This window comes from Mucilaginibacter sp. (genome assembly GCF_965200995.1).
Classification (GTDB): Bacteria; Bacteroidota; Bacteroidia; order Sphingobacteriales; family Sphingobacteriaceae; genus Mucilaginibacter.
In genome coordinates, this window is sequence record NZ_OZ241743.1 from 1,895,379 (window position 1) to 1,909,562 (window position 14,184).

Below are 14,184 nucleotides of genomic sequence, written 5' to 3' on the forward strand. Positions count from 1 at the left end.
TGGCTTGTTTACTAATATGACTGGAAAGCATAATTTTTCGAAACACCATCAGGTAGTGGCTAACCAATCCCTGCCGCCGGCAAAAAGCCTTACCTTCCTTTTACCTTACCTGCAGGAAACGGCATCTAAAACGGCTGTTGATTTGGGATGCGGTGCTGGAATAGATACATTATACCTTTTGGAGCAAGGCTGGCAGGTAATGGCTATCGATCAAAGCTCTGATGCGTTGAAAGCACTCAGGCAAATACAATCCGATAAACAACTCACTACTTCATGTCAAACATTTGAAGAATTGCAGTTGCCATCAGCTCAATTAATTAATGCCAGTTTTGCGTTACCTTTTTGTAAACCCGAAAATTTCGATCAGTGCTGGACTACTATTGTTAACACACTCCAAGAGGGAGGCGGTTTTAGCGGTCATTTCTTCGGATTCAAAGATTCATGGACTAACCGTACAAATATGACCTTCTTTGACAAGGTAAAGCTCGACGAATTGTTTAGTGGCTTTGATATCAAATGGTTTGAAGAAACTGAACGGGATGGAAAAACGTTGGGAGGAATACCCAAACACTGGCATGTATATCACGTGGCAGCTTTAAAGCTGTAAAGCAAATCGTTCTTCATAATACCTGCGGTTACAACAGTTGTTATGCTAATATATATTATATTTTCTATCAGCAGCCCATAGTATACACCATCATTTCCCCATGCATATACGCTTAACCACAACACTGGTAGAAATAGCAGCAATTCACGACTAAGTGTGAAGCGCGACGCAATATGCGGCTTTTTTGTAGCTTGTAGATAGACAATGCTGGTTGAAGCCAATGGCATTAGCAGCAATATACCAGCAATTACTCTAAAATGATATACAGCTGTTTTCGTAAGTGCTGGCAAACTCAGCAACAAGCTTAAAATAAGTTTTGGAAACAGTAAACAAGGCAAGGCCATGAGCAGCATTAAGGTAACAATGCCGTACCTGAATACAGTTATGACAGTACGTACACGTGTCAGGTTGCCTGCGCCAAAATTAACGCCGATAATTGGAGCAAACGCTTGAAGCATACCAAACATAGGAATGGCTGCAAACGAAAACAAACGGTAAATCGCTGAAAATGCAATGGTATCGTTCGGGGAAGCGCTGCTATAGGCCATTAGTTTAAACAATACAAACTGCCGAAGGATGCCGTTAAGCTGCATGTAAAATGAAGGCAAACCAGTGCTTAAAATCTCTTGCATGAAGCGCAGGTCCGGTTCAAAAACCCAGTTAATACGGAGTTGACCTTTACCTGAATAAAAATAATGATAGGCTATACCGCTATAAACGCACATCGCTATAATGCTGGCCAAAGCAGACCCCTGTACACCTAAACCAGCATATTTGATAAGGAGTGGATTGATGACAACGTTTAAAGCCATAGCCAGGCCGGTAATATACATCGCAGTGCGCGGGTTGCCTTCTGCCCTGATCAAGCCCGACAAGCACATGCCAAAAATGGAGGTGACAGCACCTGAAAGGGAAGTCTGGTAAAACAACCATCCGTATTTTAACTGTTCGGCTGTAGGTCCGAGCAGTTGCAACACTTGGTTACCAAAGGCAAACCCCAATATTATCAGCAAAGCAGCGCAGCCTATTACTAACAAAGTAAGGTTAACAAACAGTTTGTTTTTTACTGGTTCATTACTATTGCCGATGGCTCTGCTATAAATGGCCGAAGTACCTGCGCTAAGCAGGCCAACAATTGCTGAATTAAGGGTAAGTAGTGGTAGCGTGAAAGTTATGCCTGTGAATGCAGCTGGCCCAACCAAATGAGCAATAAAGAAAGCATCGACCAGTGAATTAATGGAAACCACTACCATGCTGATAATGCCCGGCACCGACATTCGCAGCATCAGTCGCCATAAATTTTCTGTAAGTAGCTTCTCCCGCTGCATAAGGTATATGTATTAGTCAATCAGAAATTTTTCTTTAAGGCGGTGATGCGCTATGATTAACAGACAGGCTATACTGATGGGCAGTAAACTCAGGTTGATCAGCCAATTGACATAATTCATCTGTTGATTTGATAAAATAAATTGTGGCTGCTGGCGGTAATCGTCCATGTTCATTGCCCGGTTGTTGAACAGCGGCTGATTGGAAAACCAAAAAATCTGTTCATGAAAGGTACGGACGGCTTCCTTGAAGGCAAGTTCCCCGCCTAAGTCTGTAGCTGCCAACTCGTTGAATAATTGCTGCACATTTACAGCTGGATTTACAGGATTAAATAGTTGGTATTTTTTGCTGTGCAGCTGCGCCTGATGCTGATAGTGTTTCACCAAAGCCGTGGCTTTCCTGTCGCCCTCGTGCAAAAAGGCAGAATATCCCTGAAAGTAAAAGTATGGTGCACGTGTTGTATCTGCCGGTTTTAGTTCAGGATGGTTTTGGTAAAATGCAGCCAGAGCCGAGTACATTGCTTCATCAGTTTCGGGCATATTGCGGCTACGCATTAAGGCAGCCAGCTGCATACTGTGCCTTTGCTGGTTACTAAGCAGCAAACCCAAACCTGCTGGGATGATCAGCAACAGCGTAATCCAAATGGATAGCGCACAGATGGCATTAAAGGCGGAGGCTTTGCGAAACGCATTAAGCAGGTACATAATGCTGAACCAAAGTGCAACATAGCAACAGGTAACCAACAGCCACAGGATGTTAGGCATTAACTGGTGTGCGTCTGCAACTATAAAGGCTGCAACGCACAAGACATTTATCATTAGTGCCACCAGTGAAAGCCTAAATAGCAACCGGTACCAGAGTACAGCTCTTAGTGGTATACCTGTACTGCGTAACAGCTTCTCTGTCCCTTGCTCACGCTCAGCGGCCATTAAATCATAGCTCAGGGTAATGATTAGCAGAGGTAGTAGATAAACAATCAAAAAACTCAAATCGAAATTACCGGCCGCCAATTGCAGCGGGTTGTAAATTTCACCTTTCAGAGTCTGTACATACAGGCTTTGGGCGTTGAGGAGGTAATAGGTGGGATAGAGGTCGTATAAGCCCATAGCCAGTTCAGCAAGCGGTGCTGGGCGGTGTGCAGCGATAAAATTATATTTAAAACGAATAAGCGAGGGTAGTGCGGCATTTTCAAAATCACTTTTCCCTTTAGCGGTAGCGGTATCGGCCTGTAGCTGTTGCTGATGAAGTGCTTGGGCATATTGTGCTGAATCTGTTGCCTGGTTTATCTTATGTTGTTGTATACCAATTATAGTATGCCCGTAATAAATGGAATAGCATCCAAACAGCATAAAAATTACTAAGGCCGATATGTACCAGCGGTTGCGCGAAAGCTGTAGCCACTCTGCTTTGAAAACTGATGTTAAGGTCGAGGTCATAATTAAAACAAATACACAGGGTAGCGGTAAACATAAAACAAGATGATGCCCATCCACAACAGTAAGGATAGCAGTCCTGGCAGGTAGGGGCGTAAGCTCTGCACCAAACCCGGGACTTGGTAAGCAAAGGCAGGCACTTGTGCAAACGATGCTCGGTTTGCTTTATATTCCCAATCGCCAAGCTTCGATTTATTTTGCATCTCTAAATTCATCTGTTGTACAAAGCTGCGGCGGTAAAATTCTGCCTGGTGCTGAAAGTCGAGATGGGTATAATAGTCTGTACCAGCAAAAGCCATCGACAGCCCATAAACGGCAATGTAGGGGTCGATGTAGCTGCACCATTGCGATAAGCGGTTTTGGCTGATCAGGATGTGCTGCAGTTTGTCAAAATGCTTATCGTAAACCTTGCTGCTATAAGTTTCGCCCGCCTGCATCACATAGCCTTCGAAGTTGAACGGTAGTTTTGCAATGGTGTCTACATGGTACTGCTTAAGCAGGGCATCTTTCAGCCTGTCGGCACGTTTCCCTGATGGGTTGTGGCCGTCAATACCCTGTGCAATGTCGGCTTGCAGGGCGGCAGTGAATTCATATTTCGAGGGAAGGGTATACCGGTGGTTCCCGGTACTGGCAGCCCACTTAGGCATCAATATCACGGCAAATACATATATGCCCAGCAACAGCAACAAGGATTTTTTAGAATTACGCCTGTGAGCCGATATTAACAAAGCCGCAGCAATGTAGATCAGCATATACCCTGCATATAAGGCGCATAATAACAGTAACCGTACCCACGGTAACGGAGCTGGGCCGGCCGACCATAATTGTACGGCCATCCATAGCACCAATACAGGTATAAGCAGTAGCAGCAATAAGGTACTCAACCCCAGAAATTTACCGGTATATAACTGCCTGAAGGTTAAACCCTGTGCATATAGAAGTGCTATCGTTTGCTGCTCCATTTCCTGGCTGAATGCTGAAAAGGATAAAAATATAGCCACCAACGGCATTACCATTTGCAGAATCAGCGCTACTGAAAGCGTACCGAATCTTACTGAGACATCTCCATCTTCAGCCGGCTTAAAGGCAAATTCGTTTTGCCGGTGAGGTTCCAGATAGGCAACAGTGCCGGTAAAATCATCCAGTCCCGAGTCGAAGATGCTCAGGGCAGGCTTCGGCATGTAGGCAAAATTGCCAAAATGGGCAGCAATGTGCGGGTGCTTAGGGTCCTGATGCAGCCATCGGTCACGTTGTTCGGTTATGGCCTGCTGCCGCTCTGCATCAGCCTGCTTAAATTTACGGGCACCGGCAATCAGCGCCAAAGCGGTAATCAGCATCAGTACAACTGCGATGGTCAGGTAGCTCCGGTTACGGAAACCGGAGATGATTTCTTTTTGTGCTACGGTAGTAATGGCATTCATCTCTATATCGCTGTTTATAGCCTGTTTTGCTCCTCTGTACGGTGGGGCTTGCCTGTATTTAATTTGCCGCCTAGCCGGTAGGTGAACGTAAGACTGAAGCGCCGGCTGTCGGGCGTGTTTTTATAGGAATATGCAGCGGTGTTGCTGATGGAGTATCCCCAAAACCAGCCGGTGTGCAGCAGGTCGGCAAAGGCAAAACGTGTATCCAGTTTATTATTTAGGAAACTCTTTTTAAATCCGCCGCTCAGGTTCAGGTAATACCGGGCTACATACACACCTATCAGTTCGGGCGTGGTGTAGCGGGTAAGCAGTTCGGCTGCTATATTGCCGGGTAGCCGGAATGTTTGATTAATCGAGAGATCTAAATTTACTTTTCTGGCCTGCATGTCACCATCCATCTGTTGCAGCGGGTAGCTGGTATAGCTCAGTGTGACGCTTGAATTAATATCCCAGAAAGACAGTGGACTGTAAGGTACAATCGCTTGTAGTTCCAACCGGTCGCGGTGCGGAAAATTGGCAAGGTTCGTAGTCAGCACCTGTGTAGCCGGGTCAACAATGGCATACCGGCTGATAAAGTTCTGATCGCGGTTATAGTTAAGGCTTAATATATATTTCTGCTTCCAGGTGTAGCCCAGCGATGCTATCCACGAAGTTTCGGCAATCAGGTTGGGGTTGCCCTGATAAACAGCATAACGGTCAAGAAAATGCCGGGCTGGATTGATGTCGTTATAATATGGACGGTTTATACGCCTGCTGGCCGAAAGATCAAGCTTGTGATCCGTGTTGAATGTGTGCGTTAAGTTTAAGGTGGGAAACAGCGTTAGGTAATTGTAAATGCGTTGCTGATTTGTGCTGATAGAAGCCGCTTTAGCGTCCGTGTATTCGCCGCGCAGCCCCACCTCAGCACTTGTGGTTTTCCATTCCCGACCTATGTTGAAATAAGCAGCTGGTACATTTTCAGTATATATAAAATGATTGCTCAACGAAGCCGCATATACCAGTTGCTGATTGATCAGCGAATCGTACCTGAAATTGCTGTTTACGCGGGCACTGGCATATTTAAGGCCTGCCTTTAAGATATACTGTTTAAGCGGTTTGATGAAATCTATTTTGAGTGATTTAACATGGATTTCAGTAGGCTGATGAAAGTTGAGCTGCTGGTAAGGCTCAAGTAGCAGGCCCTGTAAACTGTAATTGTTACTGCTCGAAAATCCGTCAGAGTTATTGCTGTAATCAATATAATCGGCATCAGCGGTAAGCAGTGTGCCTGTTGTATCTATTTTAAACTGATAATTGAGGTTATAAGCATCGTTATAATACGGCTCTGCAATTTGAGTGTTACTAAGCAACTTGCTTTGAAGCACACTGTTGCCCTGCCGGATAAGGGCGGTGCCGGCTATTTCCTTACTCCAATCGTCAATGATGCCAGTATAAACGAAACCTAAAGTATGTTTAGGTTTCAGGTATAAATCAACTCCGGCCTTAAAGCTATAGTAATTTGTTTTTGTTCTGCTGATGCCATCACGGTCGAAGAAAGTACCGCTGCCTAAAGCTGCCGGGGTAAACTGCCGGCTGGTTTCATGCTGAAAGTTGTTGCGGTAACTAAAGCCAAAGCCACCAAAAAAATTGAACTTGCTGGTGCGGATGTTGCCGGTAAAGCTTTCATTGTGCACCAGGTAACGGCCCACGGTAAGGCCGGCGTTGATATTGGCCGCATAACCCAATTTAGCAGATTTGCGGCTTACAATGTTGATGATGCCTGCATTGCCCGAAGCATCATACTGAGCGCCGGGCGTATTGATTATCTCTATTTTGTTGATGCTTGAGGAAGGCATACCTTCCAGTAACTGCGCCAGCTGCTGGCCGGAAAGGTAGGTCATTTTACCATCCAGCATTACATTAACGGCGGCGGAGCCTTTAAGCTGAACGTTACCTGTAGCATCAATGCTGATACCGGGCATCCGCCGTAGCACTTCCAACGCTGTACTGCCCGAAGCAGCGATGCTTTGCTCAACATTGTAAGTGAGCTTTCCCTTACTCAAGCTAAGCGGATTAGATTTGCCGTTTACCTGTACCTCGGCTAAGACGCGGTTACTTTCGGCAAGAATGACATCAGGTAGTTGTGCCGGTGTTCCATATGATATACGAAATTCCCTGTTGTAAATAATGTACCCTACCGAGTTGGCTTGTAAGCGATAATTACCCGCGGGTAGAGGTTTGATTAAGAACCTGCCTTCCCTGTATGTTGCGGTTATTTGTTTGGGCAGCGTATCAGGCAGGGCGAAAATCTTTATGGTAACGCCCTGCAACGCTCGTTTTCTTTGATCGGTTACCCTGCCGGACAAGCCATACTGTTGTGCTTCTACTGTTTCAGACAGTAAAACACTGCCAGAAAGCATCATGATAAACAGCTTAAACCACAAGCTGGCGCTGAACGTAATTACAGGGTGAGTACTGTTCATCTGTTACTAATGATTTTTAGCCTGATGCCGGCCGATACTGTGCTCTACAAAAGACGGAAGCATTAAAAATTCAGTCTTTAATTGAGTATGCGTGCCTTTCACAAGTATTTGCCTCATATATTCGGCATGTTTACGGTCGGCAGGCAGCGGTGAACTATCATAATGTGCACCGTCCGGGCCTTTGAGTTCCAGCCAGTAGATAAAATCAGGCTCATGCAGCGTATCCCTGAAAACGGCTTCCGCATACATTTGCTCCCGCTCCATGGTAGCCACCACCGGGCCATATTCACGTTCATGCCAGTTCACCCAATCCTGATATACCGGCATTTGAGCTGTATTGATTCGCAGCCGGTGCAAAACCGCCTGTACCGGTAATCTTGCTGTGGCCGGGGCCTTAGAGGATTGGCTACTATCGGCTGTTAACCGGCTGGCAGCTGAGGTAAGTGCTGCGCCTGCAACAGCGCCGCATATCAGATAAAAGACGGGTTTTATCATTACTCAATGGTTTCGAGGTAAATTTTCTGCAAATCGATAGCAGTCACAGAATTCGCCGGCAGCGTATGCACCAGTTCACCACGGCGCATAATACCAATGTGGGTGCCTAAAGCAACCGCATTAAAAATATCGTGCGTGGCCATCAGCACAGCGCCACCACCGGCAGCATAGTTTTTTACCTGCGAACTGAAATCTTCTACGGCCCGAGGGTCGAGTCCGCTGGTAGGTTCATCCATAATAATCAGGCCGGCTTTCTTAGCTAGGGCAATGGCAATGCCTACCTTTTGCCGCATCCCTTTCGAATATTGCTGTACCCGCTGATGATGGGCTTCTGCCTGCAAGCCGCACCTGAGCAGTAAATCCTGTAGTTCATTTACCGTGTACCGGTAGCCGGCCAGTTTGCTGAAAAAGTTGAGATTTTCAATCCCGTCAAGTAGGGGATACAGCATCACGATCTCCGGGATATAAGCAATCTGCTGCCGGGCTTCCTGTGAACGCGACAATATATCCTGATTGCCGATCAGCACCTGCCCTTCATCAAACTGGGTAAATTGCAGCAAAATATTCAGCGTAGTTGATTTGCCAGCACCATTAGCCCCCAGCAGGCAATAGATTTCACCGGCATTCACCTGTAGTGAAATGCTTTTGAGTGCTTGGTGTAACCCATAGCTCTTTTGCAGATTATTAATACTAAGCATAGACGTATTAAAGATGCGGCTACCGCTTCTGGCAGCCGCAATATGGGTTAATTGATTTTATCTAAGCCGGTGCAAACGCCGCTGGCAAGCGCAACTTTTTTGGTTACTGCGCCAGTTGCTACATTGTAATTGTAGATGCTGTTCTCACTGGTTGAGGAAACCACAAACGTAATGTTCTGTGCATCAAACGCCCGCATAATGGATGTGCTGGAACCATAGATGTTGGGCAACGAAGTGGATAATTGTCCTAATGAGGTTTTAGCCGCTAAGTCAACTTTGTAATATCTGAATTGGGGGCCGTTAAATTCATAAGCGTCATTGGCATCCTGAAGCTGTGTGGTAAATGCCTGCCCGTTCAAGATATATAGGGATGAGCAATCCTTACCGGTGGCTGCTTTCAGGTTGAAAAAGTAGGAGGCATCAAAGTCGGTTGCGCCTTTTTTGATTCTTAATATACCGCTCGGCGTATTACCTGATCCCTGACCTTGTATATATAGGTCGCCGCTGGCATCAAGCGCAAATCCGCTAACTGATGACCCGGCCAGGAAGATATTGCTGGTACGGCTATCCGAAATTAGCTTATCTACCTTTGCTGTTGCCAGATCAATTACTGCTATGTATGCATTGTTATCCAGCGGATTAAAGCTGGCATCAAAATATTGTACACCCAAAAACAGTTTGCCATCGCGGGCCTTCATGCCTAGGTAGTAGGTAGATTTGGCAGCCGCCTTTACCACTTTACTGGTCAGGTCAATTTCCCCGGTTGTTTGCAAAGCGGTGGGGTTAAACTTTATTACCCGGGCAAGGCCGCCACCCACTGAGGCGTAGGCCTCGGTTTCACTCACAAACTCAACGGAGGAGAAAGTGTTAGCTCCCGGAACTACCAGCTTACCAGCTACTACGGCTTTACCGGTGGCATCAAAGGCATATTTCGTCACGGTAGCTGGAGCCCCGAAAGATGTTAGGTACACTGCACCCTTGTACGACCACTGCGAGGCAAAACTGGGCAACTCCGCAGCCTTGCTGTTGTTCAGGGTGGTAAGATTTAAATCTGTCACGCCCTGCACATAGGTAGTTTGGCTTGGGTAGGCGCCGCCTACGTTCGAGATGGCGTAGTTAACGGTTACATTGCCGGTGCCATTATCAGGAGCCGGTTCATCTTTGTGCGATGAGCAGGAGGTAACAAAAGCCGCTGATATGTATAGCATATAGCGGGAGAACTTCTTAAAAGAGATGTTGGTAAACATGTTCATGGTGTTTAAATTATTATTGAAAATAGGTTCTAAATTTTAAGTGAAATGAACGCCCCGGCAGTTGTGCCCGGTAGTTATCGTAAACTTTGGCGTCGGTTAAATTTTGAGATTCCAGGCTGATGGCATAGCGGTTACGCTTCAGCGTATAACTTATGCCGGCCCGGTGTACCCATTGGGTAGGAATGATGGCCTTGCTGGCTGCATCGCCATCTTTGGCCCAATACAGATAATACCAATGCACGTAGCTGCTACCGAACCAGGCAGAAAAGCGGTTATACTTGCCAAAAGCACCGTCACGGTTCCACATTAATTCGCCGTTGCCAAACAGAAACGGAATATTGGGCAGGCGCTGCCCGTAGTAGCTGTCATCGGTAACTCCCGATTGAATTGCACCCGACCGGCTGATAATGTGCTGATAGGTGCCGTTTAAGTTGAGCACAAACCCTTTGGCAAATTTTAAACTGTAGTCTGCCTCTATACCTGAAAACTGTGCCTTCAGAAGGTTTTGATAGAGCAGGTAAAAGGCAGAAGGCGGCGCATAAATTATATGATCCGCCAGCCGATAAAATGTATTTACGGAGGCTTGGGTGGTTAAGGAAGTATACTGCAGGCCACCGTTGATATTGTGGCTGGTTTCAGGGTTCAGGTTTGGATTTGGCCGGGTGAGCTGCTGGTATTGACCGAAAAGTTCAGATTGGTCGGGCAAACGGGTAGCGAGTTCATAAGAGGCTTTAGCAGAAATTTTACTTGTAATTGCCCACCGCAAAGCCTCGTTCCACCCTAAGCGCGACTTTTGGGCAAAGGCTGTTGAATAATCGCCTCCACTATTAACGGCATAGCCCTGATTGTTATAATTATAATATTTAACAGAAGTAATGCTGGTTATATGATGAGCAGGAAACTCGTAGTTGAGTGCAAGGCCTGCAATCCATTGCCCCAAATTTACCGGGTAGGCAGCCGTAGCCGGATTGTTCTCCCGCTGTATATACCGGGCACCTAATACCGCAGCCTCAAGTTTGGCCCGGGTGTTTAATTGATAATAAGCATTGAGGCGTGCCAACTGTTGTGTGCGTTTGGTAACCAGGTCAATTGCCGGGCCGAAGCTTTCGCCACCACTGTTACGCCGGGCTACCGCCTGGCCGTACCAGTTATATGTGTTAAGTGAAGTATCAATAAAATGCCCTGTAATGTAATTAACTCCTGCATAAAGGCGAATGCCCCAACGGTTTGTAGATTTTGCATAACGCAAACCATTATTCCAGGCCTCTTCGTTATACGTAACATGGGCGTAGGGCTGCGTCATCAGCAGGTTGTTTTGCAGTTGCTGATGTGTGTTTGAAATTGCAGAGAATATACTCAGGTCATCGGCCCATTTCTGGTCTTGTAAACCAACAGCGAGGCGGCCATAGGTATTACCAAAGCGGTCATGAAAACGCCTTACCGTAGCCCTTTCAATGTTGCCGTTTGCATTTGGAATCTCAACATCAATCTTATAGTTGTTGTCGGATGCATTATAAAAGCCAGTACCTTCTGCATACCAGTTGCGGCTGATGTTTTTGCGCAAATTGAGCGATGCCCGGTGCGTATTAGAGGAACTAATGGTATAGGCAGCATCCAGATAGTCGGCCTTATTGCGCCGACTGATGATATCAATGGCACCGCCCAATGCATCGGCGCCTAAGCTGATGGGCACTACGCCCTTGTAAATTTCAATGCGGTCGATAACATTAACTGGTAATATGTTGAAATTCAAGCCAGCACCGAGGTAGTCCAGCGGTATGCCGTCAATAAAAAATTTAACTTGCTTGCCAGACAGTCCATTCAAGTAAAAATTGGCGTTACTCCCTAAACCGCCCGATTGCCTTACTTTCACCCCTGCGGCTCTGTTAATTAAACTTATCGCACCTTCAGGGCGGTTAAAATATGGTTTAGTATCAATTACCGTTAAATTTTGCGGCTGTTCGCGTACCAGTGCTGCATTGCTCTTACCTGTAACTGATACCGTAGAAAGTTCATTAACTGCCGTTTTGAGCCGGATAGTAAGGCTGGTAGACACTCCTATAAGCAGGTACAGGTTTTTGCTTGCTACGTGATAGCCTGAAGCCGTAATATTGAGGGTGTACTTTCTTGCAGCGAGGTTCGCAAAGGCGAACCTGCCGGCAGAATCGGTTAACGTATGCCTATTTGTTTGTGCAATGCGCACAGTTACTAAAGGCAAAGGCATATCGTTGTAGCCGGTTACCAACCCGGTTACCGAACTTTGGGCATAAGTAAAACAGGGTAAGCCAATTATGGTACAAAACCATAAACTCAGCTTAAGAGTATAATTCACTTAGTTAAAAATAAAAAGGAAACAGAATGGCTATCAGTAGATAGCTGTCAAGCGGCAGAAGGATTACAGAGAAAGAACAGGGGGACCTTTATTGCCGGAAGATGTACGGTACCCACATATTGGCTGTGTTTTGAAACGGCAACCGGCAATTAGGAGGAGCATGCCTGCAGTGATCAGGTAACTAATTATTGGGTTAATAGCAGGTGCGTGATTTTGAAAAAGATAGTGGCATAGTGCACACTTTTCTGAGCTGTACACCTTTTGCTGAATGCCCGAAACATGCTTTTGGCTTTTTACGCCTGTGCGTGCATGATGATGAAAAGCTTCAGCCACTTGTATGCATAATATAAGCATGGCTAGTAACAGCGAAATGTTCCTAAGCAGGGTTTGAAACTGTTTCTTTACTTTCATTAATGCAATTATGTTGCAATATAGCATAATAATCAGGTGCTACAAAATAATTTCCTGAATTAATCCTGACTGTTGCATTTCGGCATAATCATCAGCCGAAACCTCCTGCAGTTCTGCCGGGCTATGCATACCATCTGCCATTAACCACAATACTTTTTGCTGTGCGGAAAGCGTAAAGGCATCTTCGGTTTGCCGGTGCATGAGGTACAGGATATCAGCTTCGGTTTTATGTAACTCAAGCATATATGGATTGCGGATGCAGACCACCGGTTCGGGCCGGTGCAATGGCAACAATTCACGCTCCTCACCGTAGCTTACATAGGCGTGGCGGCTTTGCGTTACTGCAGTATAACTCATGCCGGCGCCCAGTTCAAATGCTTGTACCTGAGTTGGTAAAATTTCCTTATAAAGAGGATAATCAATAATCTTTACTGGAATAGGTTCCGGTGATAAATTGGTAATAATTGATTTAAAATTTGCCTCATTTTGTTCTGCAGGTTCAACCTTAATTTCCTCTACAAAAAAGAAATCATCTGCAGCGGTCTTCGAGTGCCTTACTTGTCCGCCGCTAATCACTTCCGAGATCAGGGTATATTTACCCAGCGGGGCATTGGCAACCACAAGAAAGGTAAAATAAAAGTGACGGCCAGCTTGGATGTTCTGCAAAATACCCACCAGCGCTTCTTTACTGTGTTTACCGCTTAAATAATCAGCAACAACAAGTAGTGGCAAATTCTTGTTCAGGTGCAGAAACTGCCCCGGCGTACGCAAACTCTCCTGTTGAACGGCAGGCAGCGCCAGCAGGTGCTTTTCTATTAGCATGCTGATTTTACCCATTGGATCAACAACACCAATGCGTACCAGCGGACAGATTGCCGTATCAGTAAGATGGGCGGTGTTATAGTTCCAGTGAATAGTAACCGTTGTGCCCCGGATTGTTCTTTTCGGAAAGATACTCATCTAATATTTTCGCAGGGCTGTGATTGCCGGTTTTGAATACTGCTGAGGATAAATCTTGAACCATTTTACCACGGTATCGGCTCCCAGGTGATCGTAAGCGCTGCCAATAACCTGGCTCAACTTCTCATTAAATTCATTTCTTACTTTTTCAGGATCAGCTGCTGTATAAAGCTTTTGCTGTACTTTTTCCACCTTTGAGGCTGGCAGATGATGAAAATAGCGGCCAAAATGTTCCTGACAAAACTGGTGGTAGACTTTGGTGAACAGAATGAAGTTATGCCACATTTCGTCCACAATCAGCAGTTCATCCGGAATGAAGATGCCGGGTAGTTGGCACAGGTAAAGAAACTTTTTGGTTTCAATAAAAATGTCTTCCGCTTCGTTGTCTGTTACATTGAACTGGTCTGTAAAGCGGGAGATGACATCGTCGTTTTTATAGGCAAGTATAGCTTCTAATTGTTGCTGGGTCATAGGGTTTACTGTTAAGTATGCAGCGGAAACCATTGCAGGCTTCCGCTGCAATATTAATTACAGTGAGCTTGAGCAGTGGCCACAGTTGGTACAGTGTGAAGTTGAGGCCAGTCTTTTAGTCAGAATTTCTGCAATTAATGCTGCTTTTGATGCATTAGTCATGGAAGTAATAGTTAAATGATTTTTATGCCTACTCTGATCGAGGTTTTCGGCTTACCCTCAACATTGCAACGTTGTTGCAATAATAAACAATAATTTATAAATGCAATAATGTTGCAAAATATTTGAACAATTTATTCGATTAACTATAACTTA

At 45.6% G+C, this 14,184-nt stretch carries 11 protein-coding genes; 1 reads left to right on the plus strand and 10 read right to left on the minus strand.

The window, feature by feature from the left end; translation table 11 throughout:
- The first annotated feature begins 16 nt into the window (after positions 1–16).
- The gene (locus ACY652_RS08995; protein ID WP_462268031.1) at positions 17–607 is read left to right on the plus strand and encodes a class I SAM-dependent methyltransferase; all 591 of its coding nucleotides are present in this window, start codon (positions 17–19) and stop codon (positions 605–607) included.
- Here ACY652_RS08995 and ACY652_RS09000 read toward each other — a convergent pair.
- From ACY652_RS09000 to ACY652_RS09045, 10 genes are all read right to left on the minus strand, one after another.
- Positions 583–1,935, minus strand: a complete 1,353-nt coding sequence (locus tag ACY652_RS09000; protein ID WP_462268033.1) for an MATE family efflux transporter — start codon at positions 1,933–1,935, stop codon at positions 583–585. The genes ACY652_RS08995 and ACY652_RS09000 overlap by 25 nt on opposite strands.
- Before the next feature lie 12 nt (positions 1,936–1,947).
- Entirely contained in the window at positions 1,948–3,369 is a 1,422-nt protein-coding gene (locus ACY652_RS09005) for a DUF3526 domain-containing protein (protein ID WP_462268035.1), read from the minus strand.
- Positions 3,370–3,371: 2 nt separating this feature from the next.
- Positions 3,372–4,787, minus strand: a complete 1,416-nt coding sequence (locus ACY652_RS09010; RefSeq protein ID WP_462268037.1) for an ABC transporter permease — start codon at positions 4,785–4,787, stop codon at positions 3,372–3,374.
- A gap of 14 nt (positions 4,788–4,801) precedes the next feature.
- Complete coding sequence (locus ACY652_RS09015) at positions 4,802–7,249, minus strand: outer membrane beta-barrel protein (protein ID WP_462268039.1); 2,448 nt, start codon at positions 7,247–7,249, stop codon at positions 4,802–4,804.
- Between the two features lie 6 nt (positions 7,250–7,255).
- Complete coding sequence (locus tag ACY652_RS09020) at positions 7,256–7,744, minus strand: DUF6176 family protein (RefSeq protein WP_462268041.1); 489 nt, start codon at positions 7,742–7,744, stop codon at positions 7,256–7,258.
- Positions 7,744–8,442 carry an ABC transporter ATP-binding protein gene (locus ACY652_RS09025; RefSeq protein ID WP_462268043.1) on the minus strand — a complete coding sequence of 233 codons (699 nt, stop codon included), beginning with the start codon at positions 8,440–8,442 and terminating at the stop codon, positions 7,744–7,746. The genes ACY652_RS09020 and ACY652_RS09025 overlap by 1 nt, the downstream gene beginning before the upstream one ends.
- Before the next feature lie 47 nt (positions 8,443–8,489).
- Entirely contained in the window at positions 8,490–9,695 is a 1,206-nt protein-coding gene (locus ACY652_RS09030; RefSeq protein ID WP_462268045.1) for a DUF4374 domain-containing protein, read from the minus strand.
- Positions 9,696–9,708: 13 nt separating this feature from the next.
- Positions 9,709–12,027: a TonB-dependent receptor gene (locus ACY652_RS09035; protein ID WP_462268047.1), complete on the minus strand. Its 2,319-nt coding sequence runs from the start codon at positions 12,025–12,027 to the stop codon at positions 9,709–9,711.
- Positions 12,028–12,477: 450 nt separating this feature from the next.
- On the minus strand, positions 12,478–13,398 hold the full coding sequence (locus ACY652_RS09040) for a hypothetical protein (RefSeq protein ID WP_462268049.1): 921 nt from the start codon (positions 13,396–13,398) through the stop codon (positions 12,478–12,480).
- Positions 13,399–13,869 carry a glycine-rich domain-containing protein gene (locus tag ACY652_RS09045; protein ID WP_462268051.1) on the minus strand — a complete coding sequence of 157 codons (471 nt, stop codon included), beginning with the start codon at positions 13,867–13,869 and terminating at the stop codon, positions 13,399–13,401.
- Positions 13,870–14,184 lie beyond the last annotated feature (315 nt).